The sequence below is a fragment of the Vreelandella halophila genome, from assembly GCF_019903425.1.
Taxonomy (GTDB): Bacteria; Pseudomonadota; Gammaproteobacteria; order Pseudomonadales; family Oleiphilaceae; genus Halospina; species Halospina halophila.
The window spans coordinates 115,486-137,805 of record NZ_JACHUZ010000013.1 but is presented as its reverse complement, the minus strand read 5'-3'; the positions used below and the strand labels follow the sequence as shown (position 1 = coordinate 137,805).

The window sequence follows — 22,320 nt, the reverse complement described above, 5'->3', positions numbered from 1 at the left end:
GTGACCCGTCGTGATCTGCTGCGCGCCCTGGGCGCGCTCGGTGTCATGGGTGCCTTCCCCTTGCCGGGCCTGGCGGCCAGCAAGGGCGGGGCGCCCTTCTCGGTTGAGTCGCTGCCTCCGCTGGAAGGGGAGCTGACGCTGTATCTGGGGCGTGGTGAGGGCGGCCTCTATGAGGACGTCATCAACGCCATCCGGGATCGTAACCCGGACCTGTCACTACAGGTGCGCCGTGGGCCCACCGTGGCCCTGGCGAACACCATCGTGGCGGAGGCGGAAGCCGGTGCCCGCCAGGCGGACCTGTTCTGGGCCGTGGATTCCGGGTCGTTGGGTCTTGTGAGTGAGGCGGGGCTGGCCACGCCCGTTCCGGAGTCCATTGGTTCGGGGTTGAGAGACGGCTTCCAGTACAACAACTGGGTGCCGATCTCTGGGCGCATCCGGACCCTGCCGTTCAACACCGAGCGACTCAGCAGAGACAATATCCCCGAGGACATCATGGCATTGCCTGAGACGGGGCTCAGCGTTGGCTGGGCGCCTGCCTATGGGTCGTTCCAGTCCTTTGTCACCGCCATGCGTCTGCTTGAAGGCGAAAAGGCCACACGTGAGTGGCTGCGCGGCATGAAGGCCCGGGCCCGGCAGTACGCGGGGGAGTTCGGTGTTGTCATGGGCGTTTCCCGGGGCGAAGTGGACCTGGGGCTGGCGAATCACTATTACACGCTGCGGCTGCTTTCCGGCCAGCCCGAGGCGCCCGTCGATCTGGCGATGACCCGTGATGACGCGGGCTCGCTGCTGAATGCCTCTGGTGCCATGGCGCTGACGGAACGCCCCCTGGCCATGGATTTCATTCGCTACTTGCTGACCACCGAGGTCCAGTCCTATCTGGCGCGTGAGGCCTATGAGATTCCGATGGTCAATGGTGTAGCTCTGCCTGAGGGGTTGCCGTCCGGGGATCGCATTCAGCCTCCTGAACTGGAACTGACCCGCCTTGCGGACATGCGGCCGACACTGGATCTGATACGTGACGCCGGAGTGCTATGAGGCGCTGGCCGGTTTCCTATGTGCTGGCCGCACCCGTTGCGATACTGGCCGTACTGCCGTTGCTGGTCCTGCTGGACCTGGGAGCGGGCGCTGAAACCCTCTGGGATCCGCACTGGCTCGAAGTACTGGGGCAGTCGCTGGCACTGGCCGGGCTGACGGTAGTCGGGTCGCTCCTTCTCGGTGTCCCTCTCGCGGTCATGACCGCTTACGTCAGGCTACCTCTGCTTGGCCTCTGGTTGCCGCTGCTGGCGGCGCCGCTGGCAATGCCCAGCTACATCGGTGCCTTCACGTTCTACGCGGCTTTCGGGCCCGGGGGCGAAATCCAGCAGCTGACCGGCATCCCGACCCCTGAGCTCCGTGGTCTTACGGGAGCGGCGGTGGTTATGTCGCTGTACACCTTTCCTTTTGTGCTGCTGACCACGCGGGCATCCCTGCGTGGTCTGGATGCCAGTGTCCTGGATGCGGCCCGCACGCTGGGGCTGTCCCTGCCGCAGGCTCTCTGGCGGGCGGTGCTGCCCCGGGTGCGCCGGGGGATCGCGGCCGGCGCGCTGCTGGCGGCGCTCTACACGCTCTCGGATTTCGGAACGCCGGCCATCATGGGCGTGGACACGTTCACCCGGGTGATCTTTGTTGAGTACAATGCGTTCGGGCTCAGCCAGGCCGCCATGCTGTCACTGCACCTGCTGGTGATCGTGGGGCTCATCCTGTTCCTGGAAAGCCGCTTCGGGACGGAGCAGGAAAGCCCCGGCCGCACGCTGGTTCTGACCCCCGGAGCTCTCTCCGGAGCTGGTATGATGGGCGTGGCGCTGCTGGTGTTTGCTCTGGCGGTGGGCCTGCCTCTGGCACTTTTCGGCGTATGGATCGCCCGTGACGGGCTGGCCGGCTTTGATCCCATGACGGCGGTCAACTCGGCCTGGGCGGCTGCCCTGGCGGCGCTCGGTGCGGTTCTCCTGGCGCTACCGGTGGCGTACGCGGCGCTTGCGGGGCCGGCGGGCCGTGTCATGGACAGGCTGACCTATTTCGGGTTCGGGGTTCCCGGCATCGTCATGGGCACGGCCCTGGTCCACCTGGGGCTCAGGGTGCCGGTGCTGTACCAGACCCTGTTCCTTCTGGTGCTGGCCTACATGCTGCGGTTCCTGCCGCTGGCGGTGGGCGCGGTGCGCTCCACGGCGGAACGGGTGGACGACAACATGACCCACGCTGCCCGCCTTCTTGGGGCCTCCCGCTGGGAAGCGTTCCGCCGCGTGAGCCTGCCGCTGACACTGCGCGGGGTGGTCGCCGGAGGCGCGCTGGTGTTTCTGGAGGCGATGCGTGAGCTGCCGGCAACGCTGATGCTGCGCCCCACGGGGTTCGACACCCTGGCCACGGAGCTTTGGCGTGTCTATGAGGCCGGGTACTTCGGCCGTGCCGGTGTTCCGGGCCTGCTTCTTGTGGTGATCTCCGGGGTGGCGCTGGTTCTCATGGTCAGTGGTGAGCGGGGCCTGAAAGCCGGTCTTGCGGAGAATAAGGGGTAATCATGCTGGATGTTCGCAACCTGAGCCTGGCCTACGGCCAGACACCGGTACTGGCGGATCTTTCTTTCAGTTTGGGCGCGGATGAGATCCTGATGCTCGTGGGGCCGACCGGTTGCGGCAAGACCACGGTACTGCGGACCCTGGCGGGACTGGTGCGCCCGGATGCGGGTGAGATCGTACTCGGGGAGCAGCGGATCACCCCCAAGCGGGATGTACCGCCGGAAAAACGCCGGGTCGGGATGGTGTTCCAGGACTTTGCGCTCTTTCCCCACCTCAGTGTCATCGACAATGTTGCCTTCCGGCTGAGCAACCGCCGGCCCGCCCATGAGTGGCTGGAGCGGTTGGGCCTGACAGCGCTGGCCGATGCCATGCCGGAACGTCTTTCCGGCGGACAGAAGCAGCGCGTGGCCCTGGCCCGGGCGCTGGCCCATGAGCCTCAGCTGATGCTGCTGGATGAGCCGCTGTCCAACCTGGATGCCGCGCTCAAGGACACCCTGCGCTGGGATATCCGCACGGCGCTGAAGGAGGCCGGTGTGCCGGCGGTCTGGGTGACCCATGACCAGGAGGAGGCGCTTTCGGTCGGCGACCGTCTGGGTGTTCTCAATAACGGCCGCCTGGAACAGCTTGATACGCCGGAGCAGTGCTTCAGCCAGCCAACAAGCCGTTTCGCCGCCCAGTTCCTGGGCGAGGCGGCCTTTGTGCGCGGGCACCGGGACGGGTCGGTGGTGGCGACGCCGCTTGGCAGCGCGCCCGCCATCACGGAGGGCGCCAATGGCGAGAAGGTGGACCTGATGGTGCGCCCGGATGATCTGACCGTGGTGCCCTCGGGGGAGGGCAATGGTGTGGTCGAATGGCGCCGTTATGAGGGCGAGACCCGACTCTACGCCATCCGTGTCTGCGATGGTGAAGCGCTGCGGGTGCGCACCAACCATGAAGTGGATCTGGCCGTGGGCGCGCCAGTGCATCTGCGCATCAGCTCCGAGCATCCTCTGGCTGCGTTCACACCGGAAAGACCTTCACTCTGATCTGGAGCCTCCTGAGTCACTGACGTTTACAATTCTGCGCTCAATGCCGGCCGTTAGCGGCCGATACCCTGATGATGCAGGCAAAAGGTGACCAGGAGATCCCTCAACCATGATCCGCAACAGTATTGCCCGTCAGGTGCTCACCGTGATCGTCATGGTCAACCTTGTGGTTGCCGTGGTGGCTGGTGCCTATCTGACCTATTCGCTGAGTGTGACCAATAGCTTTTCCCAGCTCACATCCCGGGATATGCGCGCCGCCATTGAGACACAGGGCATCCTTTCGGACTTCAAGACCCAGGTCCAGGAGTGGAAGAACGTACTGCTGCGGGGGCATGACCAGGATCAGCGGGAGAAATACTGGGGCCAGTTCAAAGAGCAGGAGGCAAGCATCCAGAAGAGCCTGGACAAGCTGTTGCCTCTAGTGGACGACGCCCAGGCGCGGGATCTTCTGGAACGGTTCCAGACGGCTCACCAGCGCATGGGCGAATCGTACCGGGAAGGCTTCCAGGACTTCGTGGATTCGGGGTTTGATCATACCGCTGGCGATGCGGCGGTCGCGGGTATTGACCGTGAGCCCGCGCGACTCATCAACAATGCCACAACCCGGATCCGTAAACTGGCCAGCGGTGAAGCCGGCCGCCTCGAATCCAGTGCCCGCAGCAATACCATGCTGGCGGGTGCGGCGCTTCTGATTGCGGTGGTGCTGGGAACCCTCGTCACCGCTTTAATGATCAACCGCCAGGTCATCCGGCCTACCCGGCTTATTGCAGGTGAGCTTGAGAAGCTGGGAGATGGTGAATTGGGTGAGAAACCCACCCTTCAGCGTCAGGACGAAATCGGCCGGCTTGCGGAGGCCGCGCGCAAGCTGCATGACTTCCTGAATGAGATCCAGCAGACCACCCGGACGAACGCGGCGGATCTGACCACCATCCGGGATACGGTGGGATCGGGGGCGCGGGATGTTGCCGAACGTTCGGAGCAGGCCAGACAGCGGATCGACCAGATGGCAACGGCCATGAATGAAATGGCCTCGACAGCCAGTGAGGTGGCGCAGCATGCCTCCAATGTCTCGACACGGGTGGATGAGACCACTTCCGAAACGGATCGGGCCAGTGCCAACATCACCACATCCGTGGCGAGTATGAACCGCCTCTCGGAGCAGGTCCGATCAACTTCGGAGACCGTTGTGGCGCTGGCGGAAAACAACAAGAAGGTCAGCAGCGTGATGGAAGTGATCCGAGAGATCGCAGACCAGACCAACCTGCTGGCGTTGAATGCCGCCATTGAAGCTGCCAGGGCTGGCGAGGCGGGGCGTGGCTTTTCCGTTGTGGCGGACGAGGTGCGCAACCTTGCTGCCAAGACCCAGGAGGCGACAGGTGAGATTGATGGCATCGTGAGCAGCATCGCTTCCGGCTCGGATGAGGCGACCGAGTACATGAAGGCGAGCGAGACCGTGACCGAGGAATGTGTTCAGCAGGTTTCGGAAGTGCAGCAGATCATCACGGACATCAATGCCCGCATGAATGAGATCCGGGATGCGACAACCCAGGTGGCAACCGCTGCGGAAGAGCAGACCAGCACAAGCGAGGACATCAGCCGTAACATCACGGAAGTCTCGGAGCTGGCAGATGGCATGAGTGAAGCCTCTGAGGCCAACCTGAAGACGATCCCGGAGCTGGAAGCCATGGCCTCCAGCGCAACGAATCTGGCTAACCGGATCCGTTGAGGGGATCAGCCGTTCACCGGCTCCGGCAGTAATTCGGCGAGAGCGGGATGGATGCCGGGGCTGGTGATGATGATATCCCGCCCCCACAGATCCTCCGGATAGCCCTCTGGAACCTCTGAGAAGTGCCCGCAGGTGGCCCCGGCTTCCAGCGCGATCAGCCGCGCCGCCGCAAAGTCCCAGGGGCTGACGCTCTCGTAGTAACCGTCCAGCCGCCCGCAGGCCACCCAGCAGATGTCCACAGCGGCGGAGCCGATGCGGCGGATGTCGCGGCACTGGATTAGCACCCGTTCCAGGCGCCGGATCAGAGTCGGGATCTCATCCTTACCGTAGGGAAAGCCGGTGGCGATCAGGCTCTGTCGCAGGTTGGTGGCGCCGGAGACCTCGATCGGCATACGGTTGAGCAGGGCGCCCTGCCCATGGGTGGCCATGAAGGTTTCCTGCTGGAAGGGGCAGTGCACGACACCGGTGCGAACGCGGCCCTTTTCCGCATAGGCGATGGATACCGCCACCTGGGCATGACCGTAGGCATAGTTCACTGTGCCGTCGATGGGATCGACAATCCACAGCGGTGTATCCAGGTTTTCCGCCTGGGTCAGATCCGGCATGGCTTCCTCGGAGAGGATGCGGTGCCCAGGGAAAGTCTCCCGGATGCGCTCGGCAATGAACTCATCCGCCTTGATGTCCGCCTGGGTCACCAGCTCGGTGGCATCCTTGTAGCTGTGCTCCATACTGCCCTGCCGGCGTTCCTGGATGATGAGCTCACCGGCCTGGATGGCTGTTTCCTCGGCGAATTCGGTAATGGCGGTCAGGTCGTCATGCATTGAGGTGCGGCCCCTCTGGTAGGATGTGGCGGATCGGGTCGGTCTGCCGCGTAGTGTACTCCGGCCCCCGGTATGGCCACAAAACGGAAACCCCATGCATCTGATCCTCGGCCTTGTTCTTACCGTCCTGCTCTTCCTGCTGCTGCGCCAGTGGGCGCGCCTGGATCCGGCGGAAAAGCGTAAGGGGCTGTTCTGGGGCGTAGCGGTGGGGGTGGGTGCGCTCTGTACCCTGCTGGTGGTCACAGGCCGGCTGCATGTGATCGGAGGGCTGCTGGCGGCGCTTGTGCCCTTTGCGCATCGTGGCTGGCGCGCCTTCCAGCTCTGGCTTCTGTGGCGCCGTATCCGTAATGCCGGGGGGAATACGGGTACCGGGCAGGAACATGACAGCGGCCAGCAGGCGCAACCGGATAATTCCGGCCGTATGGACCCCGAACAGGCGCGGGATGTGCTCAATGTGCCCGCGGATGCCGGCCGGGATGACATCGTGAAGGCGCACCGGCGGCTGATCCAGAAGGTGCATCCGGACCACGGCGGCAGTGATGAGCTCGCCGCAAGGGTGAATGAGGCCAAGGAGGTGCTGTTGAAGGCTCTGGGGTGATGCGGGTTTATCCGGCGCTCAGCGAGCCGGAAGCACGTTCACTTTCACTTCCCAGAGCCGGTTGCCTTTTGACTGTGTACTGTAGACGCGACTGCCCTGCTGTGAACGGATACTCCGACGCTCCTCGCCCAGTTCCACCCATTCGCCGGGGTTCACCCGGCGGATGGTAACCACTCCGGCGGTCTCGTAATCCGGCCGACCCGGCACGGGTTCGTTGCGGATAGCGGTAATGTGCAGCTCCACCTGGTTCTCGCTGAGCACCGTGGGGCGCACCAGGAAGCCGCTGGTCATATCCACTTCCTCCAGAATCACCATTGGGTCCTTGCCGCCACGCGCCGCGACGGGCAGTCGCGCAATCCGGCCGGATGAGATCTGTGCGAGCTGCTGATCCTGGACCACCAGTGAGCGGGTCGAGTCCTTTCTGGTGCTGTAGACGCGCCTGCTGCCACGGTTATCGTCCTTCCCCGAGGCCATGTCTCTGTGGCGCAGGGAGAGGCGTACCTGGTGGACGGGCTGGTCGATCTGCTTGAGCAGGCTCTTGATCTCGGCGAGCTGCTCGGGCTCGGCGCGCACCATCAGGTTCTGCCCGTCCGGCGAGAGTTTTATGCCGTCCCCATAGAGGTTGCGCAGCTGCGGAACGACTGTCTGAGCCCGCCGGTTCTCCAGTTCAAACACATGGCTTTCAGGCGCGGCGAATGCGCCAGGCATCGCCAGCAGCAGTGACAGGCAGATAAGAATGAGGTTGCGGTTGGCTGGTTTCATGATATTCCATGGAATTCCATCTATGCTCAGGGTATCGCACCGGCAACAGGTGCGCGACCGTTTCACGCTCAGGATAGCATCCTGCTAACGAGGGAGTGCCGTTATGACGGTGACCATCACTGCGCCCCGGGAAACACGGGCCAACGAGAAGCGGGTGGCCGTGGTGCCCGCTGTGGCGCCCAAGCTTGAGAAGCTGGGGGCTGAGATCCGTGTCCAGAAGGGGGCCGGGGAGGCCGCCCGGATTCCGGATGAAGCCTACACCAGCGCGGGTATCCATGTGGGAAGGCTGGAGCTGGGCAAGGCGGACGTGGTGCTCAGCGTACAGTCGCCGAGCCCCTCCGAGATCCGGAAGATGCGCAAGGGCAGCATCCTGCTGTCCTTTGTCTATGCCCACCGCGAGCCCAAAGTGGTGGAGGCACTGGTGGAACAGGAGATCACCTGTTTTGCCATGGATCGGGTGCCCCGTATCACGCGCGCCCAGGCCATGGACGCGCTCTCCACCCAGGCCGCCCTGGCGGGCTATTACGGTGGGCTGCTGGCAGCCACCAACCTGCACCGCATTCTGCCCATGATGACCACGGCGGTGGGTTCCATCCGGCCGGCGAAGGTGCTGGTGATCGGCGCGGGTGTGGCGGGGCTTCAAGCCATTGCCACAGCGCGCCGCCTGGGGGCCATGGTCGAGGGCTATGACGTGCGCAGTGAGGCCGCGGAACAGGTGGAGTCACTGGGCGCCAAGTTCGTGGACACCGGCGTCTCCGCGACCGGCGAGGGAGGCTACGCCCGGGAACTGACAGATGAGGAAAAGGCTCAGGCCGCCGAGGTCGTGACCCGCCATGTCCAGAACGCGGATGCGGTGATCACCACTGCCAATATTCCGGGGCAGGAGAGCCCGAAGGTGCTCAGCGAGGAGCAGATCCGGGGCATGAAGCCGGGTGCCGTGATCGTGGACCTGGCGGCTGACGGTGGCGGTAACACACCGTTGACGCAGCCGGGCGAGACGGTTGAGGAAGGCAGTGTGACCATCGTGGCGCCGCTGAACGTGCCCAGCCTGTTGGCCGAGCACGCCTCTGAACTCTACGCCAAGAACCTGCTCAACTTCCTGGGGCTGATCGTCGCCGACGGCGAGATCCAGCTCAACTGGGAAGATGAGGTCATTGCCCGTTCGTGCCTGACGCACGCGGGCGAAATCCGGAACGAAGCGGCGGCCGAAGCCGTCAGGGGGGAATGACCATGGATGCGACCACCGCCATTACCGGTTTTGTTGCGCTCTATATTTTCATGCTGGCCGCCTTCACCGGCTACGAGATCATCGGGCGGGTTCCGGCGATCCTGCACACGCCGCTGATGTCCGGCTCCAACTTCGTGCACGGTATCGTGGTAGTGGGCGCCATCTGGGCGCTGCTCAACGCCGCCACACCGTTGGAACAGACGATTGGTTTCATCGGCGTCCTGCTGGGCGCGGGCAACGCGGCCGGCGGTTACGTGGTGACCGACCGCATGCTCGACATGTTCAAATCCAGTGACCGGCAGGACTGAGGAGGCACAATCATGGTGAGTTTCCTGATCGCAGCGGCCTTCTTTGTCGCGACCCTGCTGTTCATCTACGGGCTTAAGCGCATGGCCAGCCCCGTGACCGCACCCTCCGGTATCCGTGTTGCGGGCTGGGGCATGGTGATCGCGGTCGCGGCCGCCTTCCTGTATGCCTTCGACGTACGCCCGGCGGCTTCGGAGCACCTTGGTACCAATTTCCTGCTGGCCCTGGTCGCATTGGGGATCGGTGTGGCCTGGGCCTGGCGCAGTGGCAAGCGCGTCGAGATGACGGGGATGCCGCAGATGGTGGCGCTCTACAACGGCATGGGCGGTGGTGCCGCAGCGGCCATCGCGGCCGTGGAGCTGTATTCCGGTAATGCCCAGGCTTATGGTTTCGTGGTCACGGTTCTGGCGCTGGTTGGCGGTCTGATCGGGGCAGTGGCACTTTCCGGCTCGATCGTCGCCTGGGCCAAGCTGGATGGCCGGCTCAACAGGACCCTGCGTTTCAACGCCCAGCAATTGGTTAATGGTGGGCTACTGGCACTGGCCGCGCTGTTTGCGCTCTACGTGCTGATTGTTGGGGCCGGGGCGGTGCCCACGACAGCCATAACGCTGTTCTTCATCGCTGCCCTGGTACTGGGCGTGCTTCTGACCACGCCCATCGGCGGCGCGGACATGCCCGTGGTGATCTCGCTCTACAATGCCTTCACCGGCCTGGCCGTGGCGTTTGAGGGCTTCGTGCTCCAGAACCCGGCGATGATCATTGCCGGTACCGTGGTGGGCTCCGCCGGCACGCTGCTGACGTTCTTGATGGCGAAGGCCATGAACCGCTCGGTGAGCAACGTCATCTTCTCGAACTTCGGTGAGGAAGACGATGGCTCCGGAGGTATCGAGGGCTCCATGAAATCGGTGGATGCATCGGATGCCGCCATCTCCATGTACTACGGCTCGAAGGTAATCATCGTGCCCGGCTACGGCCTGGCCGTGGCCCAGGCCCAGCACAAGCTTTACGAGTTCGTAAAACTGCTGCAGAAGCAGGGTGTCGAGGTGGCCTTCGCCATCCACCCGGTGGCCGGACGCATGCCGGGGCACATGAACGTGCTGCTGGCAGAGGCCGGCATTCCCTATGACATCATCCATGACCTGGAGGACATCAACGAGGAATTCGCGCTGTCGGATGCGGCCCTGGTGATCGGCGCCAATGACGTGGTGAACCCCGCGGCGCGCACCAACGAGTCCAGCCCCATATATGGCATGCCCATCCTGAATGTGGACTATGCCCAGCAAGCCTTCGTGGTCAAGCGCGGTCAGGGCAGGGGTTACAGCGGCGTTGAGAACGAGCTCTTCTTCGCGGATAACACCCATATGGTGTACGGCGATGCCCAGAAGGTCATGGTGGAGATGATCGAGGCGGTGAAGTCACTCGGTAACGGCTGATGATGACCGCGCTGGAAGCTGTGCTGGGACCCTGGCTGTTCCCCATCGGAGTGGCGGTGCTTGCCGTGGCCGCCACGTTGGTGGGCTATCGGCTGGCGCTGGCCATAACCCGCCGTTTCACCAGGCCCACCGACACGGCGCGGCTCTTCCTGGATGCCGCTGCGGGCCCTATTGGGGCCTCCCTGTGCCTGATGACGGTGAACGCCGTGCTGCAGCAGGGTGTCTGGGAGCAGCTGCCGTTGCTGGCCTTCATGCGCCATACGGCCCGCCTGCTGCTGATCCTGGCCCTGACCTGGGCAGCCGTGCGATGTGTTTCCGCGATCGGGGATGTCATCGTCCGGCTCAATCCCGTGGACGAAGGCCGGTGGCGGCGGGCGCGCAAGGTGGAGACCCAGACGCGCTTCCTGGTCCGCGCGCTCAATATCCTGGTGGTCATCATCGGCGCCGGCGTGGCCCTGATGACCTTCGAGCCCATGCGCCAGTTCGGAGCCAGCCTCCTGGCGTCCGCCGGTATCGGCGGTATTGTTCTCGGGTTTGCGGCCCGCCCGGTGCTGGGGAACCTGCTGGCGGGCATGCAGATCGCCCTCACCGAGCCCTTCCGTATTGACGATGTGCTGAACGTGGAAGGCGAATGGTGCTGGGTGGAGGAAGTCACCGCCACCTATGTGGTGCTGCGGGTGTGGGACCTGCGGCGGATCGTCATGCCCCTGCAGTGGTTCATCGAGCACCCCTTCGAGAACTGGACCCGCCATAATGCGGACCTCATGGGCGCCGTTACGCTGTGGGTCGACTACGCGATGCCGGTGGAGCCGCTGCGCGGGGAATTCTCGCGCCTGCTGGCGGTTTCCGCGGAATGGGACGGCAAGACGGAATCCGTGCAGGTGATGGAGGCGGGCGAGCGCGGCATGCAGGTGCGTTTCCTGATGAGCGCCGGGGATTCCACGCAGCTCTGGAACCTGCGGTGTGCCATCCGTGAGTCGCTGGTGGCGTTCATGAACAGCCACTATCCGGGCCATCTGCCCCGCATGCGGGCGGAGCTGGTGTCCCCGGAGGCGTAAGGTTGGCGGAGCTGTTTCAGGCGGCGGTGCCCGCGTTGATATCGCGGAACGCCTGGACCAGGTAGTTGGGTTCCTGGGCGCCGGAAATCAGGTACTGCTGGTTGATGATGTAGGCCGGGACGGCGGAGATGCCGCCTTTCTGGTAATAGGCTTCTTCCTTCAGGACTTCCTCGGCGTACTCGCCTTCGTCCAGGACCCGGCGCGCTTCTTCCGTATCCAGGCCTGTGGCCGCCACGCATTCCAGCAGTACCTCGTCGTCTGAAATATCGGCGGCGCGACCGAAATAGGCCTCGAAGAAGGCCTTCTTCATGTCGGTCTGCCGGTTCTGGTCGCCGGCCCACATGACCAGCCGGTGCGCGTTGAAGGTGTTGCGGGTGTAGCGTTCCTGCATGCGTTCGAAGTTCAGGCCCAGTTCATGGGCAATGGCCGTCATGTCCTTCTGGGCTTGCTCCATTTCCTCGGGGCTGCGGCCGTATTTGCGGCTCAGGGCTTGGAGGATGGGTTCGCCGTCGGCGTCCTTGTCGGGGTTCAGTTCGAACGGATGCCAGCTCACCGTGAAATCGAATTCGCCGGAGAGCTGTTCCATCGCCCGTTCCAGGCGCGCATAGCCAATGGCGCACCAGGGGCAGGCAATGTCGGACACGATGTCGATCTTCAGGGTGGTCATGTGGAAACTGCCTGATTGGAGGATGACTGATGCCCTGATTCTGGGGATTGCTCCGCCGGGGTACAATCCCCGCTGCGCATGGCCTCCTGGATCAGCCAGAGCCGGTCCTGGCCCCAGGCGGTGACGTTGCCGAAGCGGAAGCCGGGCACGCCCCAGAGGCCGATCCGGTAGAGTTCCTGGCGGTTGGCTTCCACCTCCTCCCGCCAGTCCTCGTTCTGCAGCCACCGCCGGGCGCTCGCCCAGTCCAGGCCCGCTTCCTCCACGATGCGTTTCAGGCCCCTGTCGGTCTCGGAACGGATGCCCCGGGCGTTTACCGCGCGCGCAAAGGTCAGCATCCAGGTGACCTCCAGCCCCTGTTCCCGGGCATAGGGGCACAGGGCATAGCAGCGTTCAACGCCGGCACCCAGCGGATCGGCGACGAAGCCGTATGGGATGCCGAGCTTCTCCGCTTCCCGCTTGGTGTCCCTGAAGATGTACCACTTCTTAGCCGGGGGTACCGCCTGACCGCGCATCAGCATGGGTAGTACCGGGCGGATGTGCAGCGGGCATTCGAAATAGTCTGCCAGCTGTTTGGCTCTCTCCAGGCCCAAGTAGGAGTAGGGGCTGCGCATGGAGAAGAAGATCTCCAGCGGTGTGGTTACCGGGTCGGCCGGTCTGGGTTTGCGGCAGAGATCCGCCCAGGTGCGCACGAAGCGCGCGCTTTCGTTGGCATGGCGGGCATAGCCTTTCGCGATCAGGCGCCGTTCCAGGTGATCCAACCGGTCCAGGCCCCAGAACCACTCACCCTCGTAGTGGAGCATGGCGCCGAGGTAATGGCCAGCGTCATGCAGGTGCTGCTCATTGCGGGCGATGGCGGCACGGGCCTGCTCGGATTCCTCGGGGGAGGGGGCCGGCAGTGGTGGATCACCGTGCCAGAGGCCACGCAGGGCCGCGAGGGCCTCCTCCATGAAATTCGAGCCCCGCTCGGCCCCTGTCATGCGGCAGGCCGCTGCATGAACGGCGTCCTCGGTAAGCTCGGGATTGCCGTCCGGGAAATCCAGCCGGTAGAGGCGCGCCAGTTCACGGGCATCCGCCACGGCCCAGGACTGCCAGAGGTCGCGCTCCGGGAACATGTCGTCCTGCAGGGCCTCGACCGTGAAAAACCGATAGGTGAGACGAAACCGTTCCGCCAGCGAGGGCAGAACCTGAAGGAAGACATAGCCGTGTGGATCCCTCGGGTTGAGGTAGACATCGACCAGGCGCTCCTGTCCCTCCCGCCTTGCGCGCCGGGCCCGCAGGCCACGGCGGAGGTTCCGTATGAGCGGGCTGCTGATCGCGCGGGCCGCATAGGGCATCAAAGCGGCTTTCATTCAGGACGCGATCTCCAGCGCTGGTACATGTTCGTGCAGGAACCAGCGCTCGGTCACTACGCGGCGCGTGAACCAGTGGGTCTTCATCAGCGCTGGAGCAATGCGCAGCTTGGCCCAGTCGGGAATGTCCACACCGCTTTCGCTCTCCACCTCGCGGGTGCCGAAGCGCTCGCGCAGGCGATCCGCGTAGGGCTGGAGGCTGGCGGCGCTGTAGTCAGGCGCCTCCTGGATGACGTCCGCGGCCAGAAAGGCTGATTCCACTGCGGGGCGGATGCCCTCACCGCTCTGGGTGTAGGCCAGCCCGGCGGAGTCACCGATCAGCAGGATGCCGTCATCCACCAGAGGCCTTTCGGCGTGGTCGTAGAGCAGGTAGGCATGGCCCTTGAACTTCCCGGGCAGGTCCTCGGGGATCCGCTCCTCGGCCTGCATCTTCTCCACAAAGTCGTTGAGGTGGCGTTTGAGGTCGTTCGGGTCCTCGCGGCCCAGGCCGATGTTGAGGAAGTTGTCCTTACGGAACACCCAAGCGTAGCCCATCAGGTCACGGCAGAACCAGAGTTCCGGGGTGTCTTCCCGGACCCGGCAGTGGCGGGCCTGCTCCGGGGTCATCTCGAACTCCACCTCCTTGGCGGTTACCGAGGTTTCGTGGCTGCCGGGCCCTTCCCCGATGGTTGCAGCCACCGGGCAGAAATGGCCCCCGGCGCCAATGACCAGCGGTGCCTGGTATTCGCCGTTGAGGCACCACTCGCCATCGCTGGTGCGTTCGAGGGACTGGAACTTCACGTCTTCCGCCCGCTCGCTGCCGCTGCGCTCGAGAAGGTAGTGGTCGAATTCACAGCGGCGGATGCCGTAGCTGACCGGCTCGCTGCCGTGGTCGTTCTCCACTGCCTTCTGCCCCATCATGCCGATGCGGAAGCGGTGGATCGGCTGCATGATGTTCTTGCGGCGGTAGTCCGCCGGATCAATGTCCAGAACGTCCAGAACGGCCGGCGTCACCCAGCCCGCACAGGTCTTGTCGCGCGGGAAGGTCTGCTTGTCCACCACCAGGGTGCGGTAGCCCCGGTTGGTCAGGGTCCGTGCCATGGTCGAGCCGGCCGGGCCGCCGCCGACAATCAGTGCATCATAGCGCTGTGCCATCAGTAACTGCCCTCCGGGGGTACGTTGGAAGTGGTGTAGAGGTGTTTGCGGTTGCGCGGCACGTTGTTGTTTTCCGGGTGCGCCAGCACCATCTGGAACAGCTGCAGCGCATTGGCCCGGAACGAGGCGATGGAACCGGCCAGATAAAGGCGCCAGGCACGAACAAAGTGCTCACCGTACATCTCGCGCACGGTATCAATGTTGGCCTCATAGCGGGCCAGCCAGTCCTCCAGGGTCTCGGCGTAGTGCAGGCGCAGGTTTTCCACGTCCAGCACCGAGAAGGGGCCTGCCTCGCCAATGCTGGTGAACTCGGTGATGCTGGGCGGATAGGCGCCCGGGAAGATCCGCTTCTCGATCCAGGCGTTGGTACGCATGGGGTAGTTGCGGCCGATGGAGTGGACCAGCGCCAGACCCTCGGTCTTCATGTGCCGGCGGATCACCGCGGCCAGGTCCGGGTAGTAGTCGGTACCCACGTGCTCAAGCATGCCCACGGAGACGAAGCGGTCGTATTCGCCGGAAATGTTGCGGTAGTCGTCCAGCACGTATTCCACCTGGTTCTCCAGGCCTTCCTCCTTCGCTTTCTCGCGGGCAAAACTGACCTGCTCCTGAGAGATGTTGAATGCCCGGACCTTCACGCCGTAGTGCTTTGCCATATAGCGGGCCAAGCCGCCCCAGCCACAGCCGGCTTCCACCACGGTCTCACCGGGCTGGAGCTGGAGCTTGCGGCAGACCAGTTCCAGTTTGGCGAGCTGGGCCTGCTCGAGGCTGATGCCCGGTTCCTCGTAGTAGGCGCAGGTGTACTGCATCTGGGCCCGGTCCAGCCAGAGACGGTAGAAGTCGTTGCCCATGTCGTAATGATGGTGGATGTTGTCCTTCGCCGCCTTGAGGCTGGTTGAGCGAGGCGCCTGGTCGCGCCAGAGCATGCGCAGGAAAAGCGGCAGCTTCTCATAGGCCTGGTCCAGGGCCCGGTAAAGGTCCGTCAGCAGGTCCGGCATATGGCCTTCCATCTCCAGGCGCCCTTCGCTGTAGAGGTCGCCAAAGGCCAGGTTGGGGTTGGTCATGAGCTCGTAGAGAGCCGCCCGATCCGCGACCCGCAGCCGGTAGCGCGGCGTGGCACCGGAAGGCGTGACTTCCTGGGTGCCCCATAGGTCCAGGGTCAGCGGCGGATTGCCGGCCACCGAAAGGAACTTTTCCGCCATCCAGCGCTCGGGCCCGGTCGCTGAGCTGGTCGGCTCGATCAGCGACTGGGTGAAGCCCAGAGGCGAAAAGCGGTCATTACGATACGTTCGAGCAGTGTCCCTTTGCGGGGTCCTCTGTTCCATACGGTGCCCTCCAGAATGTCATTCTTATCTCCCCATACGACGGAGTATAGGAAGTAACCAATTGAAACGGCAACTGCCCTCTGTGATGCGGGCGATGTTTTCAGCTTCCAAGGGTGGGGTGGGCAATCCGGTAAGGACCCGGTACGCTTGCCGGGGAACAGTGGGGATCAGGGAGGCGCCGAGGCAACGTGTTCAGCAGACTGGTGGCATGGTTGGAAGCACATGAATGGGTCCTGTGGAGTCTGGGCGGTGCTTCCCTGTTCATGTTCGTGGCGACACTGGTGGCCGTGCCGGTCGTCGTGGTGCGGATTCCCGCGGACTACTTTGTCCGCCCAGAGCGCGGCACCCGCCTGATCCTCCAGCGCCATCCCGTGATGGGCCTGGTTGTGCTGATCCTCAAGAACCTTCTGGGGCTGGTTCTCCTGGTGGCCGGTATTGCCATGCTGGTCCTGCCGGGCCAGGGCCTGCTGACCATCGTGATCGCGCTGACGCTGCTCAACTTTCCCGGCAAGTATCACCTGGAGCGCTGGGTCGTCTCCCGACCCCCGGTGTTCCGTTCCATCAACTGGATCCGGCGGCGGCGAGGCGTACCGGAGCTGGAACCGGTTACGATCACCGGGTACTGAGGATCCGGCATAAGGCTTGGCGCCCTGCCATGGCTCCTGTATAGTTGCTTTTGTAGATATATGGATATGTGCATATGGTAACCCCTGAACAGTTCTTCCGTGCGCTTTCGGATACCACCCGGCTCAACAGCCTCCTTCTCCTTGAACAGGAAGGGCGGCTCTGTGTCTGTGAGCTGGTGGCTGCGCTGGAGCTTTCCCAGCCCCGGATCTCACGCCATCTCTCCCAGCTGCGGGACCAGGGCATCGTGCAGGATGAGCGCCGGGGGCAGTGGGTGCATTACCGTCTCGCCCCGGATCTGCCGGACTGGGCCCGTCAGACCCTGCGCTCGGTGCTGGCATCCCGGGACCTTGGCGAGTTCCGTGCCCGTCTCTGTGACATGGGGCAGCGCCCCTCCCTCAATGCGGTCCAGTGAGGTTCGATGATGAATGTGCTCTTCGTGTGTACTGGCAACGCCTGCCGCTCCCAGATGGCCGAGGGCTTTCTGCGCCAGCTGGCCGGGGATCGCCTGGGTGTGGATTCGGCCGGGCTTGAGGCCCATGGCCAGAACCCCAGGGCCATTGGGGTGATGGATGATCTCGGCGTCGATATCCGGGGCCAGCAGTCCACAACCCTGACGGATGCCCATCTCGACTGGGCGGACCTGGTGGTGACGGTCTGCGGTGACGCTGACGAGTCCTGCCCGATAGTGCCGCCGGGGACGCTCAAGCGCCACTGGGGGCTGCCGGACCCGGCCCGGGTGCGCGGCAGTGAGGAGCAGATCATGACGGCATTCCGCGCGGTGCGTGACGACATCCGTCAGCGGGTTGAAGCGCTTGTCGGGGACATTGATGGAGGCAATCTTGAACGGTAACCAGGACCTACCCTCGGTCAGCGAGGGCATGAACGTCTTTGAGCGCTACCTCTCGGTCTGGGTTGCCGTGGCCATTGTCATCGGGGTGGCGCTTGGGCAGTTTGCTCCCGGGGCCGCGGACTGGCTGTCGCGGTTCGAAGTGGCGCAGGTGTCGATTCCCGTCGCGGTGCTGGTCTGGGCCATGATCTTTCCGATGATGGTGCAGATCGACTTTGACGCCATCCTGGGCGTTCGCCGCCAGCCGAAGGGCCTGGTGATCACCACCACCGTGAACTGGCTGATCAAGCCCTTCACCATGTTTGCTATCGCCTGGTTCTTCCTGATGGTGGTGTTCGAGCCGCTGATTCCCACCGGGCTGGCGCGTGAGTACCTGGCCGGCGCCATCCTGCTGGGGGCTGCCCCCTGTACGGCCATGGTGTTCGTCTGGAGCTATCTCACCCGTGGTGATGCGGCCTACACGCTGGTGCAGGTGTCGGTGAACGACCTGATCATGCTGTTCGCCTTCGCACCCATCGTGATGCTGCTCCTGGGTCTTTCGGACATCGTGGTGCCCTGGGAAACCATTGCCCTTTCCGTCCTGCTCTATATCGTCATCCCGCTGATCGCCGGGTACCTCACGCGCCGTGCGGTCATCGCCCGGAAAGGGAAGGACTGGTTCGACAGCGTCTTCATGAATCGGATCGGCCCCATTACCCCGGCGGGCCTGATCCTGACGCTGGTGCTGCTGTTCGCTTTCCAGGGCGAGGTGATCCTGCAGCATCCCATCCACATCGCCCTGATCGCGGTGCCGCTCATCGTCCAGACGCTGCTGATCTTCGCGCTGGCCTATGGGTGGGCGCGGGCCTGGAAGGTGCCGCACAGCGTGGCGGCGCCGGGGGCCATGATCGGTGCCAGCAACTTCTTCGAGCTGGCGGTGGCGGCGGCCATTGCGCTGTTCGGCCTGCAGTCCGGGGCGGCGCTGGCGACCGTGGTCGGCGTTCTGGTGGAAGTGCCTCTGATGCTGGCGCTGGTCAAGATCGCCAACCGTACCCGCCGCTATTTCCCGGAAATCAGCCAGGCCTGAGGAGCACCGAATGAATGATCTGCCGAATGTGGACCGGACCTTCCTGGACCACCCGGACCTGACCAAGCTCAACAGCCCCGGTAGTGCCCATCCGCCGCGGGTGCTTCTGCTTTACGGCTCCCTTCGCGAGCGCTCCTACAGCCGCTTCCTCGCTGAGGAGGCGCAGCGCCTGTTGCACGAGTTTGGGGCCGAGACCCGCATGTTTAATCCCTCGGGTCTGCCGCTACCGGATGATGCGGAGGCCGATCATCCGAAGGTTCAGGAACTGCGCGAGCTTTCGCAATGGTCCGAGGCGCACGTCTGGGTCAGCCCGGAGCGTCATGGGAACATGACCGGTATAATGAAGACCCAGATCGACTGGCTGCCGCTGTCCGTGGGTGGCGTGCGGCCAACCCAGGGCCGGACCCTGGCGGTACTGCAGGTCTCCGGTGGTTCGCAGTCGTTCAACGCGGTCAATAACCTGCGGATCCTCGGGCGCTGGATGCGCATGATCACCATCCCCAACCAGTCCTCCGTGCCCAAGGCCTACCAGGAGTTCGATGAGGCAGGCCGGATGCTGCCGTCTCCGCTCTATGACCGGGTCGTGGACGTGATGGAGGAGCTGGTGAAGTTCACCCTGCTGCTGCGGGATCGGTCGGAATATCTGGTCAGCCGTTATTCGGAGCGCAAGGCGGAAGGCTGATCAGTTCAGGAAGAACAGCGCCGTCATCACCGCACCGGTGGCAATGATCACGAAGCGGATGGTGGATTCCGGCAGCTGGCGGGCCACTCGAGCCACCACATAGCCACCGGCTACCGCCGAGATCATCATGACCAGCGCTTGGAGCCAGACGATGCCGCCGCCCAGGAAGGCGGCGGTAATCAGCAGGCCCCAGGTGAGGATCGGCTCAGCCATGAGAGGTGGAGGGGGTTACCCCCGGTTCAGGGCCCGGAAGCCGATGTCGCCACGGAAGTAGGCGTCTTCCCACTGGATCCGATCCACCCCAGCGTAGGCGTTCTTCTGCGCCTCGGCGACGGAATCGCCCAGAGCCGTCACGCACAGGACACGCCCACCTGCGGTGACGATCCGGCCGTTGTCATCGTCCTGGGTGCCAGCGTGGAACACCTTGATGCCGTCGCCGCCCACACTGTCCAGGCCGGTGATGGTGTCACCCTTGCGGTATTTGGCGGGGTAACCGCCCGCAGCCATCACCACGCCCAGGGCTGTGCGCTCATCCCAGTCGCACTTCCGGCGGCCCAGCCCGCCCTGGGTGGCGGCCAGGCAAAGCTCGACCAGGTCCGAGCGCAGTCGCATCAGCAGGGGCTGGGTTTCCGGGTCGCCCAGCCGGCAGTTGAACTCGATCACCTTGGGCGAGCCATTGGGGGTGATCATGAGCCCGGCGTACAGAAAGCCGGTGTAGGGATGGCTCTCATCCGCCATGCCGGCCACCGTGGGCTCGATGACTTCCCGCATGATGCGCTCATGGACTTCATCCGTAACCACGGGTGCCGGGGAATAGGCGCCCATGCCGCCGGTGTTGGCGCCGGTGTCGTCGTCGCCAACGCGCTTGTGGTCCTGGCTGCTCGCCAGAGGCAGGATGTTCGAGCCGTCCACCATGACAATGAAGCTGGCTTCCTCGCCCACCAGGCATTCCTCAACCACCACGCGGTGGCCGGCATCCCCGAAGGTGTTGCCGGCGAGCATGTCGCGCACCGCGTCCTCCGCCTCGCCCAGGGTCTCGGCTACGATCACGCCCTTGCCGGCGGCGAGACCGTCCGCCTTGACCACGATGGGAGCACCCTTCTCGCGGATGTACTCCAGAGCGGTCTCCGGATCCGCAAAGGTCCGGTACTCGGCCGTCGGGATGCTGTGGCGCGCCAGGAAATCCTTGGCGAAGCTCTTGGAGCCTTCCAGCTGTGCCGCTGCCTCGCTGGGCCCGAACACAGCCACCCCGGCTTCGCGCAGACGGTCACTGATGCCGGCCACAAGCGGCGCCTCGGGGCCCACAATGACCAGATCAATGCCATTCTTCGTGGCGAACTCAGTAAGGCCGTCGATGTCGTCGTCCGCCAGGGCCAGGTTCTCAACGCCCGGCTCCAGTGCGGTACCGGCATTGCCGGGCGCTGCATAGACCTGCTGAACCCTGGGAGACTGGGCCGCCTTCCAGGCCAAAGCGTGTTCGCGGCCACCGCCGCCGATGATCAGAACCTGCATAAGCCTCCCTCAGTGGCGGAAATGGCGCATTCCGGTGAAGACCATGGCGATGCCGTGCTCGTTGGCAGCGTCGATCACTTCCTGGTCGCGCATGGAGCCGCCGGGCTGGATCACCGCCTGGATACCCGCTTCGGCGGCCTGGTCGATGCCGTCCCGGAATGGGAAGAAGGCGTCCGAGGCCATGACCGAGCCCTTTACCTCAAGGCCCTCGTCGGCGGCCTTGATGCCGGCAATGCGGGCGCTGTAGACACGGCTCATCTGGCCGGCGCCGATACCGATAGTGCGCCCATGGCGGGCGTAGACAATGGCGTTGGACTTGACGTACTTGGCCACTTCCCAGGCGAACAGCAGGTCTTCCAGCTCGTCCTGATCCGGTGAGCGCTGGGTCACCATCTGCAGGCTGTTCTCATCGACCATGCCCAAGTCGCGGTCCTGGACCAGCAGGCCACCTGTTACACGCTTGTAGTCCCAGGCCGCAATGCGTTCGTCATTGAAGGGACCGCAGGCGAGAACGCGCACGTTCTTCTTGGCCGCAAGCACCTCAGCTGCTTCAGGCGTGATCTCCGGCGCGATGATCACTTCCACGAACTGGCGTTCGATGATCGCCGCCGCCGCTTCCGGATCCAGCGGGCGGTTGAAGGCGATGATGCCGCCGAAAGACGAGGTCGGGTCCGTGGCGAAGGCCAGCTCGTACGCCTGTTTCAGGTCCGAGCCGATGGCCACGCCACAGGGGTTGGCGTGCTTGACGATCACACAGGCCGGGTCCGCGAAGGGTTTGACGCATTCCAGTGCGGCATCGGTATCCGCCACGTTGTTGTAGGACAGGGCCTTGCCCTGGAGCTGGCGCGCCGTGGAGACGGAGGCTTCGGTGGCGCCCCGTTCACGGTAGAACGCGGCACTCTGGTGCGGGTTCTCGCCGTAACGCATGTCCTGCACCTTCTCGAACTGATTGTTGAAGGTGCGCGGGAAGGGATCCGGCTCCGCCTGGCTGTCGAGCCGGCCGCCCAGGTAGTTGGCGATGGCGCCGTCGTAGGCCGCGGTGTGCTCAAAGGCCCGGGTGGCCAGGTCGAAGCGGGTGGCGCTGCGCAGGCCGCCGTCGTTGGCGTCCATTTCGTTCAGGATGCGGTTGTAATCGCCGGCGTTCACAGCGACGGCTACATCCTGGTGGTTCTTGGCGGCGGCTCTCAGCATGCCGGGGCCGCCGATGTCGATGTTCTCGATGGCGGTGGGCAGGTCGCAGTCCGGGTCGGCAACGGTCTGTTCGAAGGGGTAGAGGTTGACCACCACCATGTCGATGGGCTCGATCCCCTGTTCCGCCATGACCTCGTCGTCCGTGCCGCGCCGACCGAGGATGCCGCCGTGTATCAGCGGGTGCAGCGTCTTGACCCGGCCGCCCATGATTTCCGGGAAGCCGGTGTGGTCGGAGACTTCCTTCGCCTCGATGCCACTGCTGGTCAGAAGCCGGAAAGTGCCGCCAGTGGAGAGGATCTCCACGCCGCGCTTGCGCAGGGCCTGGGCGAATTCAACAATACCGGCCTTATCCGAGACGCTGATCAGCGCCCGGCGTATGGGGGTCGCATTGGGCTGTTCCGTCATGATGGCTCTGAC

23 protein-coding genes are annotated in these 22,320 nt (G+C 64.3%); 14 read left to right on the top strand and 9 right to left on the bottom strand.

The window, feature by feature from the left end; translation table 11 throughout:
* The 4 genes from H4I92_RS04905 (at position 1) to H4I92_RS04890 (ending at position 5,300) form a co-directional block, all read left to right on the top strand.
* Positions 1 to 1,035 carry an extracellular solute-binding protein gene (locus H4I92_RS04905; protein ID WP_077531661.1) on the top strand — a complete coding sequence of 345 codons (1,035 nt, stop codon included), beginning with the start codon at positions 1 to 3 and terminating at the stop codon, positions 1,033 to 1,035.
* Positions 1,032 to 2,549 (top strand): ABC transporter permease, encoded by a 1,518-nt coding sequence (locus H4I92_RS04900; RefSeq protein WP_077529544.1) that lies wholly within the window; start codon positions 1,032 to 1,034, stop codon positions 2,547 to 2,549. The genes H4I92_RS04905 and H4I92_RS04900 overlap by 4 nt, the downstream gene beginning before the upstream one ends.
* A 2-nt stretch (positions 2,550 to 2,551) precedes the next feature.
* Positions 2,552 to 3,574 (top strand): ABC transporter ATP-binding protein, encoded by a 1,023-nt coding sequence (locus H4I92_RS04895; RefSeq protein ID WP_077529543.1) that lies wholly within the window; start codon positions 2,552 to 2,554, stop codon positions 3,572 to 3,574.
* Between the two features lie 109 nt (positions 3,575 to 3,683).
* Positions 3,684 to 5,300, top strand: coding sequence for a methyl-accepting chemotaxis protein (locus H4I92_RS04890; RefSeq protein WP_077529542.1), 1,617 nt, complete (start codon positions 3,684 to 3,686; stop codon positions 5,298 to 5,300).
* 5 nt (positions 5,301 to 5,305) lie between these two features.
* On the opposite strand, the gene H4I92_RS04885 is transcribed toward H4I92_RS04890, so the two are convergent.
* Positions 5,306 to 6,121: an inositol monophosphatase family protein gene (locus H4I92_RS04885; RefSeq protein ID WP_077529541.1), complete on the bottom strand. Its 816-nt coding sequence runs from the start codon at positions 6,119 to 6,121 to the stop codon at positions 5,306 to 5,308.
* 94 nt (positions 6,122 to 6,215) lie between these two features.
* Here H4I92_RS04885 and H4I92_RS04880 point away from each other — a divergent pair, with 94 nt between their 5' ends.
* Complete coding sequence (locus H4I92_RS04880) at positions 6,216 to 6,719, top strand: DnaJ domain-containing protein (protein WP_077529540.1); 504 nt, start codon at positions 6,216 to 6,218, stop codon at positions 6,717 to 6,719.
* An 18-nt stretch (positions 6,720 to 6,737) separates the two neighbouring features.
* Here the strand turns inward: H4I92_RS04880 and H4I92_RS04875 are convergent, their stop codons facing one another.
* Positions 6,738 to 7,481, bottom strand: a complete 744-nt coding sequence (locus tag H4I92_RS04875; RefSeq protein ID WP_077529539.1) for a secretin N-terminal domain-containing protein — start codon at positions 7,479 to 7,481, stop codon at positions 6,738 to 6,740.
* Positions 7,482 to 7,584: 103 nt separating this feature from the next.
* On the opposite strand from H4I92_RS04875, the gene H4I92_RS04870 reads away from it, so the two are divergent.
* The 4 genes from H4I92_RS04870 to H4I92_RS04855 are packed head-to-tail and all read left to right on the top strand — an operon-like array spanning position 7,585 to position 11,506.
* Positions 7,585 to 8,709 carry an NAD(P) transhydrogenase subunit alpha gene (locus H4I92_RS04870; RefSeq protein ID WP_077529538.1) on the top strand — a complete coding sequence of 375 codons (1,125 nt, stop codon included), beginning with the start codon at positions 7,585 to 7,587 and terminating at the stop codon, positions 8,707 to 8,709.
* A gap of 2 nt (positions 8,710 to 8,711) precedes the next feature.
* Positions 8,712 to 9,017 carry an NAD(P) transhydrogenase subunit alpha part 2 gene (locus H4I92_RS04865; RefSeq protein WP_077531660.1) on the top strand — a complete coding sequence of 102 codons (306 nt, stop codon included), beginning with the start codon at positions 8,712 to 8,714 and terminating at the stop codon, positions 9,015 to 9,017.
* A gap of 12 nt (positions 9,018 to 9,029) precedes the next feature.
* On the top strand, positions 9,030 to 10,448 hold the full coding sequence (locus tag H4I92_RS04860; RefSeq protein ID WP_077529537.1) for an NAD(P)(+) transhydrogenase (Re/Si-specific) subunit beta: 1,419 nt from the start codon (positions 9,030 to 9,032) through the stop codon (positions 10,446 to 10,448).
* Entirely contained in the window at positions 10,448 to 11,506 is a 1,059-nt protein-coding gene (locus H4I92_RS04855; RefSeq protein ID WP_077529536.1) for a mechanosensitive ion channel family protein, read from the top strand. The genes H4I92_RS04860 and H4I92_RS04855 overlap by 1 nt, the downstream gene beginning before the upstream one ends.
* Positions 11,507 to 11,522: 16 nt before the next feature.
* On the opposite strand, the gene H4I92_RS04850 is transcribed toward H4I92_RS04855, so the two are convergent.
* Genes H4I92_RS04850 through H4I92_RS04835 form a run of 4 tightly spaced genes read right to left on the bottom strand, consistent with a single transcriptional unit; the run spans position 11,523 to position 15,978 of the window.
* A complete protein-coding gene (locus H4I92_RS04850) occupies positions 11,523 to 12,173 on the bottom strand; it encodes a DsbA family oxidoreductase (RefSeq protein ID WP_077529535.1) in 651 nt (216 codons plus the stop codon).
* The gene (locus H4I92_RS04845) at positions 12,170 to 13,522 is read right to left on the bottom strand and encodes a DsbA family protein (protein ID WP_077529534.1); all 1,353 of its coding nucleotides are present in this window, start codon (positions 13,520 to 13,522) and stop codon (positions 12,170 to 12,172) included. The genes H4I92_RS04850 and H4I92_RS04845 overlap by 4 nt, the downstream gene beginning before the upstream one ends.
* Positions 13,523 to 14,656 (bottom strand): NAD(P)/FAD-dependent oxidoreductase, encoded by a 1,134-nt coding sequence (locus H4I92_RS04840; RefSeq protein ID WP_077529533.1) that lies wholly within the window; start codon positions 14,654 to 14,656, stop codon positions 13,523 to 13,525.
* A complete protein-coding gene (locus H4I92_RS04835; RefSeq protein WP_077529532.1) occupies positions 14,656 to 15,978 on the bottom strand; it encodes an SAM-dependent methyltransferase in 1,323 nt (440 codons plus the stop codon). The genes H4I92_RS04840 and H4I92_RS04835 overlap by 1 nt, the downstream gene beginning before the upstream one ends.
* 203 nt (positions 15,979 to 16,181) lie before the next feature.
* Between H4I92_RS04835 and H4I92_RS04830 the strand changes: the two genes are divergently transcribed.
* The 5 genes from H4I92_RS04830 to arsH all read left to right on the top strand — a co-directional run bounded on the left by H4I92_RS04830 (position 16,182) and on the right by arsH (position 19,200).
* A complete protein-coding gene (locus H4I92_RS04830; protein ID WP_422821984.1) occupies positions 16,182 to 16,604 on the top strand; it encodes a PGPGW domain-containing protein in 423 nt (140 codons plus the stop codon).
* Between the two features lie 74 nt (positions 16,605 to 16,678).
* Positions 16,679 to 17,017: a metalloregulator ArsR/SmtB family transcription factor gene (locus H4I92_RS04825; RefSeq protein ID WP_077529531.1), complete on the top strand. Its 339-nt coding sequence runs from the start codon at positions 16,679 to 16,681 to the stop codon at positions 17,015 to 17,017.
* 6 nt (positions 17,018 to 17,023) lie between these two features.
* Entirely contained in the window at positions 17,024 to 17,455 is a 432-nt protein-coding gene (locus tag H4I92_RS04820) for an arsenate reductase ArsC (protein ID WP_077529530.1), read from the top strand.
* Between the two features lie 28 nt (positions 17,456 to 17,483).
* On the top strand, positions 17,484 to 18,518 hold the full coding sequence (gene arsB / locus H4I92_RS04815) for an ACR3 family arsenite efflux transporter (protein WP_143512754.1): 1,035 nt from the start codon (positions 17,484 to 17,486) through the stop codon (positions 18,516 to 18,518).
* Between the two features lie 10 nt (positions 18,519 to 18,528).
* On the top strand, positions 18,529 to 19,200 hold the full coding sequence (gene arsH, locus H4I92_RS04810) for an arsenical resistance protein ArsH (protein ID WP_077529528.1): 672 nt from the start codon (positions 18,529 to 18,531) through the stop codon (positions 19,198 to 19,200).
* On the opposite strand, the gene H4I92_RS04805 is transcribed toward arsH, so the two are convergent.
* The 3 genes from H4I92_RS04805 to purH are packed head-to-tail and all read right to left on the bottom strand — an operon-like array spanning position 19,201 to position 22,308.
* Positions 19,201 to 19,413: a hypothetical protein gene (locus tag H4I92_RS04805; protein ID WP_077529527.1), complete on the bottom strand. Its 213-nt coding sequence runs from the start codon at positions 19,411 to 19,413 to the stop codon at positions 19,201 to 19,203.
* A gap of 15 nt (positions 19,414 to 19,428) precedes the next feature.
* Positions 19,429 to 20,712 (bottom strand): phosphoribosylamine--glycine ligase, encoded by a 1,284-nt coding sequence (gene purD / locus H4I92_RS04800; RefSeq protein WP_077529526.1) that lies wholly within the window; start codon positions 20,710 to 20,712, stop codon positions 19,429 to 19,431.
* Positions 20,713 to 20,721: 9 nt separating this feature from the next.
* Complete coding sequence (gene purH, locus H4I92_RS04795) at positions 20,722 to 22,308, bottom strand: bifunctional phosphoribosylaminoimidazolecarboxamide formyltransferase/IMP cyclohydrolase (protein ID WP_077529525.1); 1,587 nt, start codon at positions 22,306 to 22,308, stop codon at positions 20,722 to 20,724.
* Positions 22,309 to 22,320 lie beyond the last annotated feature (12 nt).